We start from the raw sequence: 16,032 nt of genomic DNA on the forward strand, positions 1-16,032 counted from the left end.
CCCTACCCTAAACAAAGCGGCGCGCCGGGGAACCGGCGCGCCGAAAGTCTCTCCTCGGGGGGATGGTCTAGTAGGTGTAGCGCACGCCCAGCAGGTATTCCCGGCCGGTGTGGTGGTAGAAGTTCACCAGGTCCTTCTCGCCGTTGAACTGGTCCTGGAACTCGTCGGTCAGGTTCACCCCTTCCAGGGTGAACTTCAGGTGGTCGTTCCAGGTGTAGGTGAACGAGGCGTCGACATTGAAGGTCTCGTTGGTGCCGTCATAGGGCACCGGCAGGGCCGCGGTGTTCTCCTGGCCCAGGACGCGGGTCAGGTACTTGTCGCGGTGACTGGCCGAGACCCGGGCGCTGATCTTCTCGTCCTCATAGTACAGGGTGACGTTGTAGGCCTTGCGCGACAGCCCCGTCAGGTCGGTGGTGGCCACCGTGGCGCCGGCGGCGTTCAGGTAGTTGATGGACGATTTCACGCTCGTGTAGTTGGCCAGGATGCCGGTGTTGGCCAGGGGCCCGGGCAGGAAGCTGAAGGGCTGCTGGAAGCTGATCTCGAAGCCCTTGACGTCGCCGCCGGGGGTGTTGATCGGGGTGGTGAAGTTCCAGGTGGCCGAGGGGCTGCAGCCCACCGTGGCGCCGCAGGCGGCGGTGGCGACGCTGTCGGGGATGCCGAAGCTGTTGCCGCTGAACACCTGCTGGGTCGAGAGCGTCTGCACGAAGGTGTCGATCTCCTTCTTGAAGAAGGCGACGCTCAGCAGGGCCTCGGGCCGATAATACCACTCGAAGGACAGGTCGTAGGCCTTGGCCCGGAACGGATCGAGCTTCGGGTTGCCGGCGGTGACGGTGCGCGAGGAGCCGGAGACGCTGACGCTGGCCCCGGGGGTCAGGTTGCCCAGGTTCGGCCGCGACATGGTCTGGGCCGCGCCGAAGCGGATCAGGAAGTTCTCGAAGGGCTCGATCACCGCGTTCAGGGACGGCAGGGTGTCGTCGTACTCGCGGTCCACCGTGATCGGCACCGGGGCGCCGGCCAGGAAGGTGTAGCCCGAGGCGGTCTGCTGGGTCTTCACGTAGCGGACGCCGATATTGCCGCGGAACGGCATGCCGGCCAGCTCGGTGTCCCAGTCGGCCTGGATGAAGCCGCCCTTGTCCTTCTCGCCCACGGAGTTGTTGTTGGACAGCGACGGCTCCTTGCCCAGCCGCCAGGCCCCGCCGAAGGCGGTGGGGTCGTTGAGCATGAACAGGGACAGGGCGGTGAAGTAGTTGGGCGAGATCCAGGTGGTCGGCGTGCCGGCCGGAACCCCCAGGCCCTCGGTGGGCAGGGTCACGGTCTTGGCGTAGCTGGAGGTCGGGATCGCCAGGACGCCGGCCGGAACCGTGGTCTCTTGGTTCGAGGAGGTGCCGTTGGAGCGGCGCATCTCGGTGGTCTCGAACTCGTACTTCTTCCAGGACAGCCCGCCCTTGAAGGTCAGGATGTCGTTGGCCTTCCACTCGCCGTCGAAGGAGACGGTGTCGTAGGTGTTGACCGCCGTCTGCGGCCGCATCCGCACCTGGGTCAGGGTCCAGGCGCTGGGATTGGCCAGGTCGGCGTTGCCGTAGCTCAGCAGCGGCGCGCGGCCCTGGCCGTAATCGAACTTGTAGCCGTCCACATTGAACTGATCCCAGATGATCGTCGTCTGGATCGGGTTGTCGTGGTCGGACTTGGAGTGGCCGGCGACAGCGTGGACCTTCAGGCTGTCGGTGAGCGAATGGCTGAAGTCCAGGGAGTACTGGGTGAAGGTTGTGGACAGCTCGTCGTAGCGATCCTCGATCCGCAGATCGACGTCGTTGAAGGTGCCGGCCGTCATCACCCCGTTGGTGATGGTGGAGGACACCACATTGGTGTCGGCGATGCCGCAGGAGGTGTTGACGTTGGCCGCGGTGCAGGCGCCGCCGACGCTGAAGGACGGGGCCTCCAGGAACTGCTCCTCGCGGTTGCCGTCCAGCTTGGCGTAGAGGTAGTCGAAGGTCAGCTCGGTGGCGTCCGTCGGCTTCCACTGCAGGGCGAAGGTGGCGCCCAGGCGCTCCTGCTCCTGGTCATAGCGGTCGTAGCGCGGGAAGCGCGGATGGAAGGCGGCGTTGTTGGCCGCCGCCGCCGGATTGACAGTGGCGGGCAGGCCCGCCCCGTTGGGCAGGGCGTCGAAGCCCGGCGAGAACGAGGTGCCCGGCGCCCAGCGCACCGTCGAGGTGCCCACGTCCAGCAGCGAGCGCTTGGTGTAGGCCAGGCTGAGCAGGGCGCCGAGGGTCCCGTCGGCCCAGGTGTTGGAGATCATGCCGGCGGCGCGCGGCGAGGCGTCCTCCGACAGGGAATTGTAGCTGGCCTGGGCCGAGGCCACGAACTTGAACCCGTCATAGTCCAGGGGCCGGGCGGTGCGCAGGTCCACGGTGGCGCCCAGGGAGCCCTCCTCCGTCTCGGCCGCGGCGGTCTTCTGCACGGTGATCGAGTTGAACAGGTCCGAGGCGAAGATGTTGAAGTCGAAGTTCCGGCCGCGGTTGGTGCCCCCCGAGGCGTCGGTGCCGCCAGCGGTGGAGAGCGCCTCCATGCCGTTGATGCGCACGCGGGTGAACTGGGGCCCCAGGCCGCGCACGGTGATCTGACGGCCCTCGCCGCCATCGCGGGTGATGGCCACGCCGGAGATCCGCTGGATGGATTCCGAGAGGTTCAGGTCGGGGAACTTGCCGATGTCCTCGGCCAGGATGGTGTCGCCCGCCGTGGCGCTGCCGCGCTTCAGCTCCAGGGCCTGCTGCAGGCTGCCGCGGAAGCCGGTGACGACGATCTCGTCGACCTCGGTCTGCTGCGCGAAGGCCGGCGCGGCGACGGCCATGGCCAGAGCCGCCAGGGACGCGCCACTGAGCAGCGCGCGCGTTTTCGTCCAAGACCCAGTGCGGACCATCTGTCCCTCCCTGTGCGAAGCCGTCTGCGACGTTACGCCGTCAGACGGAGGGCGCCGATCGGCGCAACCCCGCGTTTCCCCGTTTATGACACCGGTGTCATTAACCGCTAAGAGCCTCTGACACCGGTGGCAATGAGAATAGCCATGGTTCTGTCTTATTCGCAAGACCGGTCGCTCGAAACGCGAACAGCCGGCGCCTCAAAGCTTTGCAGTGCGCTGAAACCGCCACGCCGGTGGGGATTTTGATGCGACAGGAGACGGGCGGGTCTCCCCGCCCCCCGGGGCCGGACGACAGCCTAGGGACCGAGCGGCGCCGACTGCGGGTCGGGCTTGGCCTCTTCGGGATTGAGGGTCGGACGCGGGAGGTCCAGGCCCATGGCCTTGGCCAGCTTGATGTCCAGGCCATAGGGATCGGACCGGTAGACCACCACCCCGGCCTCGTTCACGAAGGCCGAGTGGTAGAGCAGCCGCACCGGGATGTCGGCGCCGAGCTGGACGACCCCGGTGTCGCCGGTGGCCAGCACCGCCTCGAAGCGTTCGCTCACGCCATAGAGACCAGCCAGGTGGCGCGCGAAGTCCACGGCGTTCTCCACCCGCACGCAGCCGTGGCTGCGGTGGCGGGCGGCCCGGGCGAACAGGCTCTTGGAGGGCGTGTCGTGCAGATAGATGGCGTAGGGGTTCTGCATGTCGAACTTCACCTGGCCCAGCGCCGCCTTCGGACCCGGCCGCTGCACGACCCGCCCGTTGGTGACGTACATGTTCTCGCGGCGCAGATAGGCCGCGCCGCGCGGCAGGATCTCGGCCCGCGCGATGCTGGCCGGCACGTTCCAGGGCGGATTGACCACCAGCTGGCTGAAGCTCGATTGCAGGCTGGGGGTCTGGCGGTTGGCGCTGCCCACCACAGTGCGGCCCGACCAGTCGGCGACCCCGTCCCTGTAATAGGTGAAGAAGGCGCCCGCCGTATTGACGTCGATGCGGGTCGCCGGCGCCTCGCGCCGCAGCCAGCGGCGGCGCTCCAGGTTCAGCACCAGCTGGCGGGCGTGATCGGTGGGGCCGGCGTTGAGCACGCCGATGGTGTCGTTGCCCACCTTGCCGGTGGCCTGCATGCCGTTCTCGGCCTGGATCCGCTTCAGGGCCTCGACGATCGGCGCCGACAGGGTCTGGGAGGCCAGGGGCGGTCCGGTGAGATAGCCCAGGTCGTAGAGCCGCTGGGCGATCATCGGCACGCGGTAGTCGGCGACGCCCGGCAGGATGGCGGCGCCGGTGGGAATGGCCGCGACGCCGGCGCGGGTGATCTGGGCCCGCAGGGCGACATAGGCGGCCGACAGGGCCTGGTACTCGGCGTCCCGCGGCGGCAGGCGGTCGAGCCAGGCGCGCAGCTCGCGGCGGTCCAGGGCCTGGGACAGGCCGGCGATGACGTCGGTGCCCTGGCGTTCCAGGGTGAACAGGCCCTGGGACGCCGCGGCGGGGTCCACCAGGCCACGGGCCAGGCCGTCGGCATAGGTGATGGCCGCCAGGGTCAGGGCGATGTCGCGGGTGGCGAGGTCGCGGCTGGGGGCGGGCTGGAAGGCCGCGCCGTCCAGGCCGTGGCGGATGGCGCCTTCCAGGGCCGTGGAGAAGGCCTTGGCCTGATCTTCGGTCCAGGCCGGGGTCCAGCCGCGCAGGCTGTAGAAGCGCTTGGCTCGCGGATCGGTGGCCAGGGCCTGCAGGACCAGGGGATCGATGACCGGCGAGGTCGGCGGCAGGGGGAACAGTTGCGCCCGCGCCACGGCCGGTCCGGCCAGTCCCAGGCCCAGGGCCCACGCGCCCAGTTGGCGGCGTGTTGCGCGCGCCGGTTGTTCCGTCTCGTCCCCCGGACGCCCGTCTTTGGCGCCGCCGCCCCCGAACAACATCAATTCCAGCTCACACCTGTACGCCTCAGCTATGGGGCAACGCGCGAACCGCGACTAGGTCGCTCGCGCAACAGGTGATCTTGCAAAAAGGCCTCAGCGGGCCAGCCAGCCGCCGTCCACCGGCACCAGGGTCCCGTGCACATAGTCGGCCGCCGCCGAGGCCAGGAACACCGCCGCCCCGCCGATATCCTCGGGCCGGCCCCAGCGGCCGGCCGGGATGCGGGCCAGGATGTCGCGCGAACGCACCTCGTCGGACCGCAGGGCCTCGGTGTTGTTGGTGGAGAAATAGCCCGGCGCGATGGCGTTGACGTTGATCCCCTTGCCCGCCCACTCGTTGGCCAGGGCCTTGGTGATCCCCGCCAGGCCGCTCTTGGAGGCCGCGTAGGAGGGCACGCGGATGCCGCCCTGGTAGGACAGCATCGAGGCGATATTGATGATCTTGCCGCCTCGCCCCTGCTCCATCATCCGCCGGCCCACCGCCTGGGTGAGGAAGAAGGTGGTCTTCAGGTTGACGTCCATCACCGCGTCCCAGTCGTCCTCGGTGAAGTCCACGGCGTCGTTGCGGCGGATGATCCCGGCGTTGTTCACCAGGATGTCGATGCCCCCCAGGTGCTGCACGGTCTCGGCCACGATCCGGCCGATGGGCTCCATCGTCGACAGGTCGGCGGCGATGTCGTGGAACCGGCGGCCCAGGGCCTCGACGGCGAAGCGGGTGTCCACCGGCGGGGTGCGGCCCACGGCGGCGATGTCGGCGCCCGCCGTGGCCAGGGCCGTGGCGATGGCCTGGCCCAGCCCCGTATTGGCGCCGGTGACGATGGCGGTCTTGCCGGTCAGGTCGAAGGGGGACATGGGCCCTACTTCAGCTGGCAGATGTCGAGGACGTGCATGTCGGTATAGTCCAGATTCTCGCCGCCCATGGCCCAGATGAAGCCGTAGTTCGAGGTCCCCGCCCCCATGTGGATCGACCAGGGCGGGCTGATCACCGCCTCGTCGGCGCCCACCACGATGTGCCGCATGGCCTCGGGCTCGCCCATGAAGTGGAAGACCTTATTGTCGCCGGCCAGGTCGAAGTAGAAATAGATCTCCGAGCGGCGGTCGTGCAGGTGCGGCGGCATGGTGTTCCACACGCTGCCCGGCTTCAGGAAGGTGACCCCCAGCAGCAGCTGGGCGGACTCGCAGACGCCGGGGATAATGTACTGATAGATGGTCCGCTCGTTGGAGGTCGCCGCCTCCCCGCGCTCCAGCGGATTGGCCTGGCTGATGGCGATGTGCTGCAGCTTGCAGACCTTATGGGCCGGCGTGGAGGCCAGGTAGAACTTGGCCGGGTTCGCGCCGTCCATGCTCTCGAAGGTGACGTCCACCACCCCCATCGGGATGTAGAGGCCGTCGCGGGGCGCCATGTCGAAGGCCTGGCCGTCCACGGTGATCCTGCCGGCGCCGCCGACATTGACCACCCCCAGCTCCCGCCGTTCCAGGAACGGATGGCCCGCCGCCGAGGCCGGCTCGCTCTGGACCGGCAGCTTCACAGGCTTCGACACCGGCGCCGCCCCGCCGATCACGAAGCGCTCATTGTGGCTGTAGTTCAGGCTGACCGTGTCCGGACTGAACAGGTCCTGCACCAGATAGCGGTCCCGCAGCTCGTCATTGCCGGCGCCCTTCATCATGTCCGGGTGGGTGGCGTGATAGGTTTTCGTGAACATGATCAGGTCCTTGGAAAGTCTTTCTCAGGCCGCCAGGCGCGTGCGCGGGCGGTCTAGCTTGTAGGCGCGTTTCGGGAGATTGTAGGCGAGATCCACCGCCAGCTCGGCCGCCTCGTCCTCGTCCATGCGGTGCTCGCTCACCAGCTTGGCCAGGAACGAACAGTCCACCCGGCGGGCGACGTCGTGGCGGGCGGGGATCGAGAGGAAGGCGCGGGTGTCGTCGTTGAAGCCGACGGTGTTGTAGAAGCCCGCCGTCTCCGTGGTCTGCTCGCGGAACCGCCGCATCCCCTCGGGGCTGTCGTGGAACCACCAGGCGGGACCCAGCTTCAGGATCGGATAGTGGCCGGCCAGCGGCGCGAGTTCGCGGGCGTAGCTGGTCTCGTCCAGGGTGAAGACGATCACCGATAGGTCGGTCTCATTGCCGAACCGGTCCAGCAGAGGTTTGAGACCCCGCACATAGTCGGTGGGGGTCGGGATGTCGGCGCCCTTGTCGCGGCCGTAGCGCGCGAAGACCTGGCGGTTGTGGTTGCGGAACGAGCCGGGATGGATCTGCATCACCAGCCCGTCCTCCAGGCTCATGGCCGCCATCTCGGTCAGCATCTGGGCGCGGAACAGCTCGGCCTCGGCGGCGGTCGCGCGCCCGGAGATGATGGTGTGGAAGAGGGCCTCGGCGGCCAGCGGCGACAGGTCGGCGGTCGCGGCCGTCGGATGGCCGTGGTCGGTGGAGGTGGCGCCGGCGTCGGCGAAGGCCGCGCGGCGCACGCGGTGGGCCTCCAGATAGCCCGGCCAGGATAGGACGTCCTGGCCCGAGAGGTTGGCGAACCGTTCCAGTGCGGCCTGGAAATCCTCATGCTCGGCGTCGATGACGGGGTCGGGCCGATAGGCGGTGATCACCTGCCCGCCCCATCCACTCTCGCGGATCGCCAGGTGATGGCGCAGGCTGTCGGACGGGCTCTCGGTGGTGGCCAAGGCCTCGATATTGAAGCGGTCGAACAGGGCCCGCGGCCGGAAGGCCTCGGTGGCCAACTTCTCGTTGATGGCGTCGAAATAGCTGTCGGCGGTCTCGGCGCTAAGGCGTTCGGTGAAGCCGAAGACATCGGAAAACACATGGGACAACCACAGGGCCGAGGGCGTTCCCCGGAACAGATGCTGGGCCCCCGCGAACAGCCGCCAGGCCTCCCGCGGATCGGCGTCCGACGATCCGGCCTTCGAGGCGACGCCCAGCTTCTCCAGGGGAATCCCTTGCGAATAGAGCATCCGGTAGAGGTAGTGGTCGGGCGCCAGCAGCAGCTCGGTGGCGTTGGGAAACGGGGCGTTGGCGGCGAACCATTCCGGATCGGTGTGGCCGTGGGGCGAGATGATCGGCAGCCCCCTCACCTGCTCGTACAGCCGCCGCGCGATGCCCCGCATCCCCGCCTCGGCGGGGAACAGCCGGTCGTCGTCGAGGATCAGCGGCTTGGGCATCGGGTCTTGAGCGTTTCCGGAGGCGGTCTGCGGCCACCTGTCTTGGCGCAAGGTAACCGGTGTCATATGCCAGGGCAACGGCGATTTGACGCCCCTAGACCGGCCTGCGCCGATCGACTAAATTAGCTAGCTAACAAGCTAGCTAGGAATAGACCATGCACACGGTCGGTGTCTTCGAGGCCAAGAACGGGCTCTCCGCCCTGCTCGACGAGGTGGAAGCCGGCGGCGAGGTGATCATCACGCGCCGGGGCAAGCCGGTCGCCCGGCTGGCGCCCATGGAGTCCGGCTTCAGCCGCGCCAAGGCCCGCGCCGCCGCCGCGGGCCTTCGCCACGCCAGCAAGGGTCAGACCCTGGGCGGCCTGAGCCTGAAGAATCTCATCAGCGAGGGCCGCCGATGACCTTCGTCATCGACAACTCCGTGGCCCTGGCCTGGTGCTTCGAGGATGAGCAGACCGAGGGGGTCATGACCCTGCTGGACCGCGTCGCCGAGGACGGGGCCGTGGCGCCGCAGCTCTGGCCGCTGGAGGCGCTCAACGGCCTGCTGAACGCCGAGCGGCGCGGCCGCGTCAGCGCCGCGGCGCGTCGCCGGCTCGCCGGTTTCCTGCAGGACCTGCCGATCGTCATCGATGACGAGACGGCGGGCCGGGTGTGGGCCGCCACGGCGCCCCTGGCCGAGGCGCACCGCCTGACCGCCTATGACGCGGCCTATCTGGAACTGGCCCTGCGCCTCAACCTGCCCCTGGCCACCCGCGACGCGGCCCTGATCGAAGCCGCCAAGGCCGCGGGCGTGCCCCTGCTGACGACGGACTGAGCCATGGCCGACTTCAAGGACCTCGACGACCGCGCCTGGGCGATCCGGCGGCTCTATGCGGAGCTGGAGACCGAGCGCTACGGCCGCCCGTGGACCGCTGAGGAGGTCGCCCTGGGCTTCATGGGCGACGTGGGTGACCTGGCCAAGCTGGTCCAGGCCGCCGAGGGGGTGAGGGCCATCCCCGACGCCAAGGCCAAGCTCGCCCACGAACTGGCCGACTGCCTGTGGAGCGTCATGACCCTGGCAAGGCTGTACGAGGTGGACCTGGAGGCGAGTTTCCTGAGCACGATGAATGAGTTGGAAGCACGGTTGAAACCATGATCGCCTTCCGACCGCTGGCGGCCGCCGACTTCCGGATGCTGACCCGCTGGCTGGCGGAGCCGCATGTGCGGCGCTTCGTCCAGAAGACGCCGATGAGCCTCGACGAGGTCACCGCCAAATACGGCCCGCGAGTCCGGGGCGAGCAGCCGCTGGTCTGCCACGTCGCCTGCGATGACGACGTCCCCTTCGGCTACCTGCAGGCCTATCGCAACCGCGACTGGCCGGACGCCGCTGACGGCCAGACGGACGGCATCAGCCTGGACCTCCACATCGGTGAACCGACCTTCCTCGGCCGTGGGCTGGGCCGCGCCATGCTGGACGCCTATGTGCGCGGCCTCGCCCTACCCCACTTCGCGCAGACCACCGCCTATATCGCCCACGACCAGGCCAACACGGCGGCGCTGGCCTGTTCGAAAGCTGTAGGCTTCAAGGCGGTGCGCAAGTTCGTCGAGGATGGCGAACCGATGCTGTTGTTGCGGCTGGAGCTCTAAGCCGCTTCCAGCCGCCGCGCCTTGGCGCCGGCCTTGTTGGAGAATTCCAGCACCCCGTCCTCGATCTTGGTGAAACGCAGGTTCAGCAGGTCGAGCGCGTAGTTCTGGTGCAGCTTCCACGGCGCCTTGGTCCCCTGCTTGGGGAACTTGTCCATGGCCCGCTGCACATAGCCCGAGGAGAAGTCGAGCCACGGAACCTCGCCGATGGTCGGGTCGGTGTTGCGCGGGGTGACCTGGCGGTTGCCGGTCTTCGTCATGTGGTTCAGCAGGCGGCAGACATACTCGCAGGTCAGGTCGCACTTCAGCGTCCAGGAGGCGTTGGTGTAGCCGAAGGCCGAGGCCAGGTTCGGCACGCCCTCGTACATCATCCCCTTGTAGGACAGCGTCTTGCCCGGATCGACGGGACGGCCGTCGACCGTGAGCTTCAGCCCGTTCATCGCCTGCAGCACCAGGCCGGTGGCCGAGACCACGATGTCGGCCTCCAGCACCTTGCCGGACTTCAGCTGGATCCCCGTCTCGGTGAAGGTCTCGATATGGTCGGTGACCACCTCGGCCGCCCCGCTCTTGATGGCCGCGAACAGGTCGGAATCCGGCACCAGGCAGATGCGCTGGTCCCAGGGATTGTAGCTGGGGGTGAAGTGGGTCTCGACGTCGTAGTCGGGGCCCAGCTCCTTGCGGACCATGCCGACGATCCCCGCCTTCACCTTGGCCGGCTGCTTGCGGGCGTAGTTGTAGAAGAACATGCCGAACAGCACCTTGCGCCAGCGGGTGATGGCGTAGGCGAGCTTGGCGGGCAGCTTGCTCCGCAGCCAGTTGGCAGCCCGGTCCTCGGCCGGCGCCGAGACCACATAGGTGGGCGAGCGCTGCAGCATGGTGACGTGGGCCGCGGTCTTGGCCATCTCCGGCACCAGGGTCACCGCCGTGGCGCCCGAGCCGATCACCACCACCTTTTTGCCGGCGTGGTCGAGGCCTTCCGGCCACTTCTGCGGGTGGACCAGCTGGCCCTTGAACCGCTCGACCCCGGGGAACTCAGGCGTATAGCCACCCGCATAGCTGTAATAGCCGCCGCACAGGAACAGGAAGTTGGCGCTGACCGTGCTGGCCTTGCCGTGGGTCTCGATCTGCACGGTCCAGCAGGCGTCCTCGGTGGACCACGAGGCGCTCTTCACCTGGGTCCCGAAGCGGATGTGCCTGTCGATCCCATAGTCGCGGGCGGTCTCGCGGATATAGGTCAGGATCGAGGGGCCGTCCGCGATGGCCTTGGCCTCGGTCCACGGCTTGAAGGCGTAGCCCAGGGTGTACATGTCGCTGTCCGACCGGATGCCCGGATAGCGGAACAGGTCCCAGGTGCCGCCGATGGCCTCGCGGCCCTCCAGGATCGCATAGGTCCGGTCCGGGCAGTTGGTCTGCAGGTGATAGGCCGCGCCGATCCCCGACAGGCCCGCGCCCACGATCACCACGTCGAAGTCCGCCATACCCGATCCCCAAATTCCTGAAGGGCCACTTAGACACAGGCCCCGCGCGGAAAGGAAGCCCCTCTAGGCTTCCCCGATCCACGCCAGGTCCGGCCGCGACAGGCGCAGCAGGTACATCCTCCGGTCCAGGGGATGGAGGTCGGTGCGCCGCCGGGCCGGTGGGTCGCCGCGCACCGGCCGGTAGTGGTCGGTCTCGGACTCCAGCACCCCCTCGCCCCGGGTCAGGCCCGGCAGCCGCTGTTGCAGCTCGTGGACCCGCGCCGCCGGGATGTCCCCCTCCAGGCGGCAGAGCGCCCCCTGCAGCAGCGGCGGCCGGGGCGCCGCCTCCAGTCGCGCCAGCAGCGGCAGGAGCGTCCCCAGGGTGTCGGCCGGGATCTCCAGCTCGAAACGGTGCATGGGCTCGCACACCACCGACCCGGCCTGCTTCAGGGCCGCCATCAGCACCAGCGGCGTCAGGTTGCGGAAGTCGCCGGCCGTGCTGGACATGCTCTTGTCGAAGATGGCGTGGGAATGGCTCTGGCGCGGCTGGTAGCCGGAGTGGGTCATGGTCACCACGCAGTCGGTCACCGGCCAGCCGTACAGTCCCTGGGCCAGGGTCTTATGCACCGTCTCCTCCACCGCCTTGTGGAAGGCCAGGGGAATGGACCCCAGCTCCACCTCCAGGCGGAACACCACGCCGGAATGCAGCGGCCCCGGCTCGATCCGCAGGCCCACCGTGGCCAGGAAGGGATTGGGCTTCTGCCGCAGGACCTCGACCGCCGACCCGACGCCGGCCACCCGCTCGATGCACAGGGTCGTGGTGGCCTCGAAGGCCACCTGCACGCCGAACTCCCCGGCCAGGGTCTCGGCGATCACCTCCTTCTGCACCTCGCCATAGAGGGAGACGAAGACCTCCTGGCGCAGGTCGTCCTGCCGCAGGCCGATCAGCGGATCCTGTTCGGAAAGCTGGGCGAGCGCCGCCAGCATCGCCCCCTTGTCGGCCGGGCGCAGGGGCCGCACCAGAGTCTCCAAGGTCGGCGCCGGGAAGTGGCGAACCGCCGCCCCGGGCCGGGGCACGCCGATCGCGTCGCCGATCCGCACCTCGGCCAGCCCCCAGACCTTGCCGATCCGCCCGGCGGCCAGGGCCTCGGCCCGAACCGCGCCGCCGCGCTCGAAGACGGCGAGCGCCGTGACCTTGCCCTCCCCGTCCCCGCCGAAGGCGACCCGGTCCCGCGTCCGCAGGGTTCCGGAGAACATGCGCACGTAGGCGATCTTCTCCCCCGCCGGCCCACGCTCCACCTTGAACACCGCGCCGCTGACCGGTCCCTCGGGCGTCCCGCGCGCGGCGGGCAGCAGCTCGGCGATTCCGGCCATCAGGGCCTCGATCCCGGCGCCCGTGATGGCCGAGCCGAAGAAGACCGGATGGGCCTGCCCCCGCCCGGTCTGCACCGCCAGCGCCTTGCGCAGGCCGCGATAGGACAGCGCCCCGCCCTCCACATAGGCCGCCAGGATCGCGGCGTTGTGGTCGGCCAGCCGCTCGGCGAGCAGGCCGATGAAGGCCCGATCGTCGGCCCCGAAGGGCGTCACGACCGCCTGGCGCTCGCCCAGATGCTGGACCGCGCCCATCGGAACCCCCGCCTGGGTCAGCCGCTGCCCGATGGCCGCCAGCAGGGCCGCGTCCTGGGCGCCCCGGCGGTCGATCTTGTTGACGAAGATCAGGGTGGGGATGGCCAGGCGCTGCAGGGCGCGCATCAGCACCCGGGTCTGGGCCTGCACCCCCTCCACCGCCGACACCACCAGGACCGCGCCGTCCAGCACGCTGAGCACCCGCTCCACCTCGGCGATGAAGTCGGGGTGGCCCGGCGTGTCGATCAGATTGACCGTGACGTCGCCGATGGCGAAGGCGGCCACGGCGGACTTGATGGTGATACCCCGCCGGCGTTCCTGCGCCAGGGAGTCTGTCTGGGTGTCGCCGCCGTCCACGCTGCCCATCTGGGCGATGGCCCCGGCGGCGTAGAGCAGGCGTTCGGTGAGGCTAGTCTTTCCGGCGTCGACGTGCGCCAGGATCCCAAGGTTGAGCGTTCGCATGCAGCGTCATGTCCTGTCGATAGGGGGCTCCTCTCTCGATGGTCATGATGCTTTGGCGCACGGGGCTCTCCGGGTTGGGTGACTGAGGCGGGCACTAGGTCAGAGGTCGCGCGCCTCGGCAACCCGCGTTCGCCCAAGCCACGCCCGTGCAACTCCAGGTGTGGCTTTCGCGTCCCTCGCCCGCGAATTCGGGATTCCCCCGCTTGCCCGGCCTGCCGCGATTGCAGAGCCTGGTTTCGCCATGGCCACGCCCTTTCAGAGCGCCCTCGAAACCGCCGACCTGGCGGCCCTGCGCGCCTGCCCCAAGGCCGACCTGCACATCCACGCCGTCATGGGCGGCAACCGCGACTGGGTGCGCGAGACCACCGGCGTGGACATCGCGCCCTTGCAGGGGGTGCTCGCCTCCATGGACGAGATGCACGCCTGGACCACCGCCCGGGTGGGCGAGCTGTTCCACGGGGCGGCGGGCCGGGCCATCGCGCTCGAGGCCACCTTCGTCCAGGCCGTCCGCGACGGGGTCACCCGCATCGAGGTGGGGGAGGATGTCTGGGGGATCACCCTGCACGAGGGCGGGGCGGAGTCGGTCTGGGCCGCGATGACCGGCGCCCATGCCCGAGGCGGGCCGCAGGTCGACTGGATCCCGCAGATGGGCATCTCCCGCCACTGCCCCATCCGCGCCATCGACTACTGGATGGCGCCCCTGCTGGAGCTGGGGGTGTTCGCCACCTTCGACATGTCCGGCGACGAGTTCGCCCAGCCCATCGAGGTCTTCGCGCCCGTCTATCGCCGCGCCAAGGCCGCGGGCCTGAAGCTCAAATGCCATGTGGGCGAATGGGGAACCGCCGACGACGTCTGGCGCGCCGTCGAGCTGCTGGAGCTGGACGAGGTGCAGCACGGCATCGCCGCCGCCGAGTCCCCGGAGGTGATGCGCAAACTGGCCGAGGCCGGGATCAGGCTGAACCTCTGCCCCACCTCCAACCTCAAGCTCGGCCGGGTGGCGCGGATGGCCGACCACCCGATCCGCCGCCTTTACGACGCTGGGGTTCGGGTCACGGTCAACACCGACGACCCCCTGATGTTCGGCAATGGGCTGTCGGACGAATTCCTGGCCCTCTTCCAGGCGGGCGTCATGACCGCCGCCGAGCTGGACGCCATCCGCCTGGAGGGACTGCGGGACTAGGCGCGCGCTTTTTCTTCGACGCCCTGTCGGGCCCGGGCATACTGGTTCGTCCTAGCCTCGATCAGGGACGCTCCGATGCTCTACGCCATCCTCTGCTACAACACCGAAGAGATCGTCACCGGCTGGACCCAGGCGGAGGATGACGCCGTCATGGCGAGCCTCGACAAGGTCCACCAGAAGCTGATGGACGAGGGCCGCTTCGGTCCCGCCATCCGCCTGATGCCCACCACGGCGGCCACCTCCCTGCGCCGCGAGGAGGGCCTGGTCCTGGACGGCCCCTTCGTGGAGACCAAGGAGCAGCTGCTGGGCTTCTACATCGTCGAGTGCAAGGACCTGGAGGAGGCCCTGGACACCGCGCGCCAGCTCACCAAGGCCAATCCGGCCTCGGGCGGCGGCTATGAGGTGCGGCCCCTGCGGCTGTTCCTGCCCGGCGTGCCCGGGATCGGCGCCTCATGAGCGACCTGGCCTGGATCGAGCAGGCCATGACGGCCGCCCGGCCCCAGGCCGTCGGCGCCCTCCTGCGCTATTTCCGCGATCTCGACACCGCCGAGGAGGCCTTCCAGAACGCCTGCCTGCGGGCCCTGAAGGCCTGGCCGGAGAACGGCCCGCCGCGCGATCCGGCCGCCTGGCTGATCATGGTGGGCCGCAACGCCGCCATCGACCAGGTCCGCCGCCAGAGCCGCCAGACCGCCCTGCCCGCCGAGGACCAGATCTCCGACCTCGACGACGTGGAGAGCCCCCTGGCCGACCGCCTGGACGGGGCCCACTACCGCGACGACATCCTGCGGCTGCTGTTCATCTGCTGCCATCCCGACCTGCAGCCCACGCAGCAGATCGCTCTCGCCCTGCGCATCGTCTCGGGCCTCTCGGTCAAGCAGATCGCCCGCGCCTTCCTGGTGAGCGAGAGCGCCATGGAGCAGCGGATCACCCGCGCCAAGGGCCGCATCGCCCGGGCCGAGGTGCCCTTCGAGACCCCCGGCGCCGTGGAGCGCTCCGAGCGCCTCGCCGCCGTGGCGGCCATGGTCTACCTAGTCTTCAACGAGGGCTATTCCGCCGGCCCCGACGAGGTCGCCGCCCGCAGCCCGCTCTGCGAGGAGGCCATCCGGCTGTCGCGCCTGCTGCTGCGCCTGTTCCAGGCCGAGCCGGAGATCATGGGCCTGACCGCCCTGCTGCTGATCCAGCACGCCCGCTCGGCCGCCCGCTATGACGCCGGCGGCGAGATCATCCTGATGGAGGACCAGGACCGGTCCCTCTGGAACCCCGACATGATCGCCGAGGGCCTGGCCCTGATCGACAAGGCCATGCGCCACCGCCGCCCCGGCCCCTATCAGATCCAGGCCGCCATCGCCGCCCTGCACGCCCGCGCCGCCACCCCCGGCGAGACCGACTGGCCGCAGATCGACCGGCTCTACGCCCACCTGGAGATCCTCACCCCCTCCCCGGTCATCACCCTGAACCGTGCCGTGGCGGTCTCGAAGGTGGCCGGCCCCCAGGCCGCGCTGGACATGATCGCGCCCCTGGCCGGGCGGCTGGCGGGCTATTTCCACTTCTTCGGCGTCCAGGGCGCCCTGCTGCTGCAGCTCGACCGCAGGGACGAGGCCCGCGAGGCCTTCGGCCGCGCCATCGCGCTGGCCAACACCCCGGCCGAAGCCGCCCACATCCGCCTCCACCTCGACCGCCTCCAGCAGGACAGCGCCGGCGCGGCCTAGGGACA

At 69.3% G+C, this 16,032-nt stretch carries 14 protein-coding genes; 7 read left to right on the forward strand and 7 right to left on the reverse strand.

What is annotated here, in order from left to right:
* Positions 1-67: 67 nt before the first annotated feature.
* From AC1RN5_RS10140 to uxaC, 5 genes are all read right to left on the reverse strand, one after another.
* On the reverse strand, positions 68-2,848 hold the full coding sequence (locus AC1RN5_RS10140) for a TonB-dependent receptor (RefSeq protein WP_493041025.1): 2,781 nt from the start codon (positions 2,846-2,848) through the stop codon (positions 68-70).
* Between the two features lie 365 nt (positions 2,849-3,213).
* Positions 3,214-4,686 (reverse strand): L,D-transpeptidase family protein, encoded by a 1,473-nt coding sequence (locus AC1RN5_RS10145; RefSeq protein WP_493041026.1) that lies wholly within the window; start codon positions 4,684-4,686, stop codon positions 3,214-3,216.
* A 216-nt stretch (positions 4,687-4,902) separates the two neighbouring features.
* The gene (gene kduD, locus AC1RN5_RS10150; RefSeq protein ID WP_493041027.1) at positions 4,903-5,658 is read right to left on the reverse strand and encodes a 2-dehydro-3-deoxy-D-gluconate 5-dehydrogenase KduD; all 756 of its coding nucleotides are present in this window, start codon (positions 5,656-5,658) and stop codon (positions 4,903-4,905) included.
* Positions 5,659-5,663: 5 nt separating this feature from the next.
* A complete protein-coding gene (gene kduI, locus AC1RN5_RS10155) occupies positions 5,664-6,509 on the reverse strand; it encodes a 5-dehydro-4-deoxy-D-glucuronate isomerase (RefSeq protein ID WP_493041028.1) in 846 nt (281 codons plus the stop codon).
* Positions 6,510-6,533: 24 nt separating this feature from the next.
* Entirely contained in the window at positions 6,534-7,973 is a 1,440-nt protein-coding gene (gene uxaC / locus AC1RN5_RS10160) for a glucuronate isomerase (RefSeq protein ID WP_493041029.1), read from the reverse strand.
* Positions 7,974-8,128: 155 nt separating this feature from the next.
* Here uxaC and AC1RN5_RS10165 point away from each other — a divergent pair, with 155 nt between their 5' ends.
* From AC1RN5_RS10165 to AC1RN5_RS10180, 4 genes are read left to right on the forward strand one after another with little or no spacing between them, the layout of a single operon-like run.
* A complete protein-coding gene (locus AC1RN5_RS10165) occupies positions 8,129-8,371 on the forward strand; it encodes a type II toxin-antitoxin system Phd/YefM family antitoxin (protein WP_493041030.1) in 243 nt (80 codons plus the stop codon).
* Complete coding sequence (locus AC1RN5_RS10170) at positions 8,368-8,784, forward strand: type II toxin-antitoxin system VapC family toxin (RefSeq protein ID WP_493041031.1); 417 nt, start codon at positions 8,368-8,370, stop codon at positions 8,782-8,784. The genes AC1RN5_RS10165 and AC1RN5_RS10170 overlap by 4 nt, the downstream gene beginning before the upstream one ends.
* Before the next feature lie 3 nt (positions 8,785-8,787).
* The gene (locus tag AC1RN5_RS10175) at positions 8,788-9,105 is read left to right on the forward strand and encodes a MazG nucleotide pyrophosphohydrolase domain-containing protein (RefSeq protein ID WP_493041032.1); all 318 of its coding nucleotides are present in this window, start codon (positions 8,788-8,790) and stop codon (positions 9,103-9,105) included.
* On the forward strand, positions 9,102-9,596 hold the full coding sequence (locus AC1RN5_RS10180; protein ID WP_493041033.1) for a GNAT family N-acetyltransferase: 495 nt from the start codon (positions 9,102-9,104) through the stop codon (positions 9,594-9,596). Before AC1RN5_RS10175 ends, AC1RN5_RS10180 begins: the two co-directional genes overlap by 4 nt.
* Here AC1RN5_RS10180 and AC1RN5_RS10185 read toward each other — a convergent pair.
* Both AC1RN5_RS10185 and AC1RN5_RS10190 read right to left on the reverse strand, forming a co-directional pair.
* On the reverse strand, positions 9,593-11,071 hold the full coding sequence (locus AC1RN5_RS10185; protein ID WP_493041034.1) for a flavin-containing monooxygenase: 1,479 nt from the start codon (positions 11,069-11,071) through the stop codon (positions 9,593-9,595). The genes AC1RN5_RS10180 and AC1RN5_RS10185 overlap by 4 nt on opposite strands.
* A gap of 63 nt (positions 11,072-11,134) precedes the next feature.
* On the reverse strand, positions 11,135-13,138 hold the full coding sequence (locus AC1RN5_RS10190) for a GTP-binding protein (RefSeq protein WP_493041035.1): 2,004 nt from the start codon (positions 13,136-13,138) through the stop codon (positions 11,135-11,137).
* Positions 13,139-13,379: 241 nt separating this feature from the next.
* Between AC1RN5_RS10190 and AC1RN5_RS10195 the strand changes: the two genes are divergently transcribed.
* From AC1RN5_RS10195 to AC1RN5_RS10205, 3 genes are all read left to right on the forward strand, one after another.
* Positions 13,380-14,318, forward strand: coding sequence for an amidohydrolase family protein (locus tag AC1RN5_RS10195; RefSeq protein WP_493041036.1), 939 nt, complete (start codon positions 13,380-13,382; stop codon positions 14,316-14,318).
* 75 nt (positions 14,319-14,393) lie between these two features.
* Positions 14,394-14,774: a YciI family protein gene (locus AC1RN5_RS10200; protein WP_493041037.1), complete on the forward strand. Its 381-nt coding sequence runs from the start codon at positions 14,394-14,396 to the stop codon at positions 14,772-14,774.
* Positions 14,771-16,027, forward strand: a complete 1,257-nt coding sequence (locus tag AC1RN5_RS10205; RefSeq protein WP_493041038.1) for an RNA polymerase sigma factor — start codon at positions 14,771-14,773, stop codon at positions 16,025-16,027. The genes AC1RN5_RS10200 and AC1RN5_RS10205 overlap by 4 nt, the downstream gene beginning before the upstream one ends.
* Positions 16,028-16,032 lie beyond the last annotated feature (5 nt).

It is taken from the genome of Phenylobacterium sp. GW821-FHT12F10 (genome assembly GCF_058806695.1).

Bases quoted from the DNA above. Each gene is read 5' to 3' on its own strand.
- AC1RN5_RS10140 (WP_493041025.1), bottom strand. From the start codon at position 2,848: ATGGCCGTCGCCGCGCCGGCCTTCGCGCAGCAGACCGAGGTCGACGAG.
- kduD (WP_493041027.1), bottom strand. From the start codon at position 5,658: ATGTCCCCCTTCGACCTGACCGGCAAGACCGCCATCGTCACCGGCGCC.
- kduI (WP_493041028.1), bottom strand. From the start codon at position 6,509: ATGTTCACGAAAACCTATCACGCCACCCACCCGGACATGATGAAGGGC.
- uxaC (WP_493041029.1), bottom strand. From the start codon at position 7,973: ATGCCCAAGCCGCTGATCCTCGACGACGACCGGCTGTTCCCCGCCGAG.
- AC1RN5_RS10165 (WP_493041030.1), top strand. From the start codon at position 8,129: ATGCACACGGTCGGTGTCTTCGAGGCCAAGAACGGGCTCTCCGCCCTG.
- AC1RN5_RS10170 (WP_493041031.1), top strand. From the start codon at position 8,368: ATGACCTTCGTCATCGACAACTCCGTGGCCCTGGCCTGGTGCTTCGAG.
- AC1RN5_RS10175 (WP_493041032.1), top strand. From the start codon at position 8,788: ATGGCCGACTTCAAGGACCTCGACGACCGCGCCTGGGCGATCCGGCGG.
- AC1RN5_RS10180 (WP_493041033.1), top strand. From the start codon at position 9,102: ATGATCGCCTTCCGACCGCTGGCGGCCGCCGACTTCCGGATGCTGACC.
- AC1RN5_RS10185 (WP_493041034.1), bottom strand. From the start codon at position 11,071: ATGGCGGACTTCGACGTGGTGATCGTGGGCGCGGGCCTGTCGGGGATC.
- AC1RN5_RS10190 (WP_493041035.1), bottom strand. From the start codon at position 13,138: ATGCGAACGCTCAACCTTGGGATCCTGGCGCACGTCGACGCCGGAAAG.
- AC1RN5_RS10195 (WP_493041036.1), top strand. From the start codon at position 13,380: ATGGCCACGCCCTTTCAGAGCGCCCTCGAAACCGCCGACCTGGCGGCC.
- AC1RN5_RS10200 (WP_493041037.1), top strand. From the start codon at position 14,394: ATGCTCTACGCCATCCTCTGCTACAACACCGAAGAGATCGTCACCGGC.
- AC1RN5_RS10205 (WP_493041038.1), top strand. From the start codon at position 14,771: ATGAGCGACCTGGCCTGGATCGAGCAGGCCATGACGGCCGCCCGGCCC.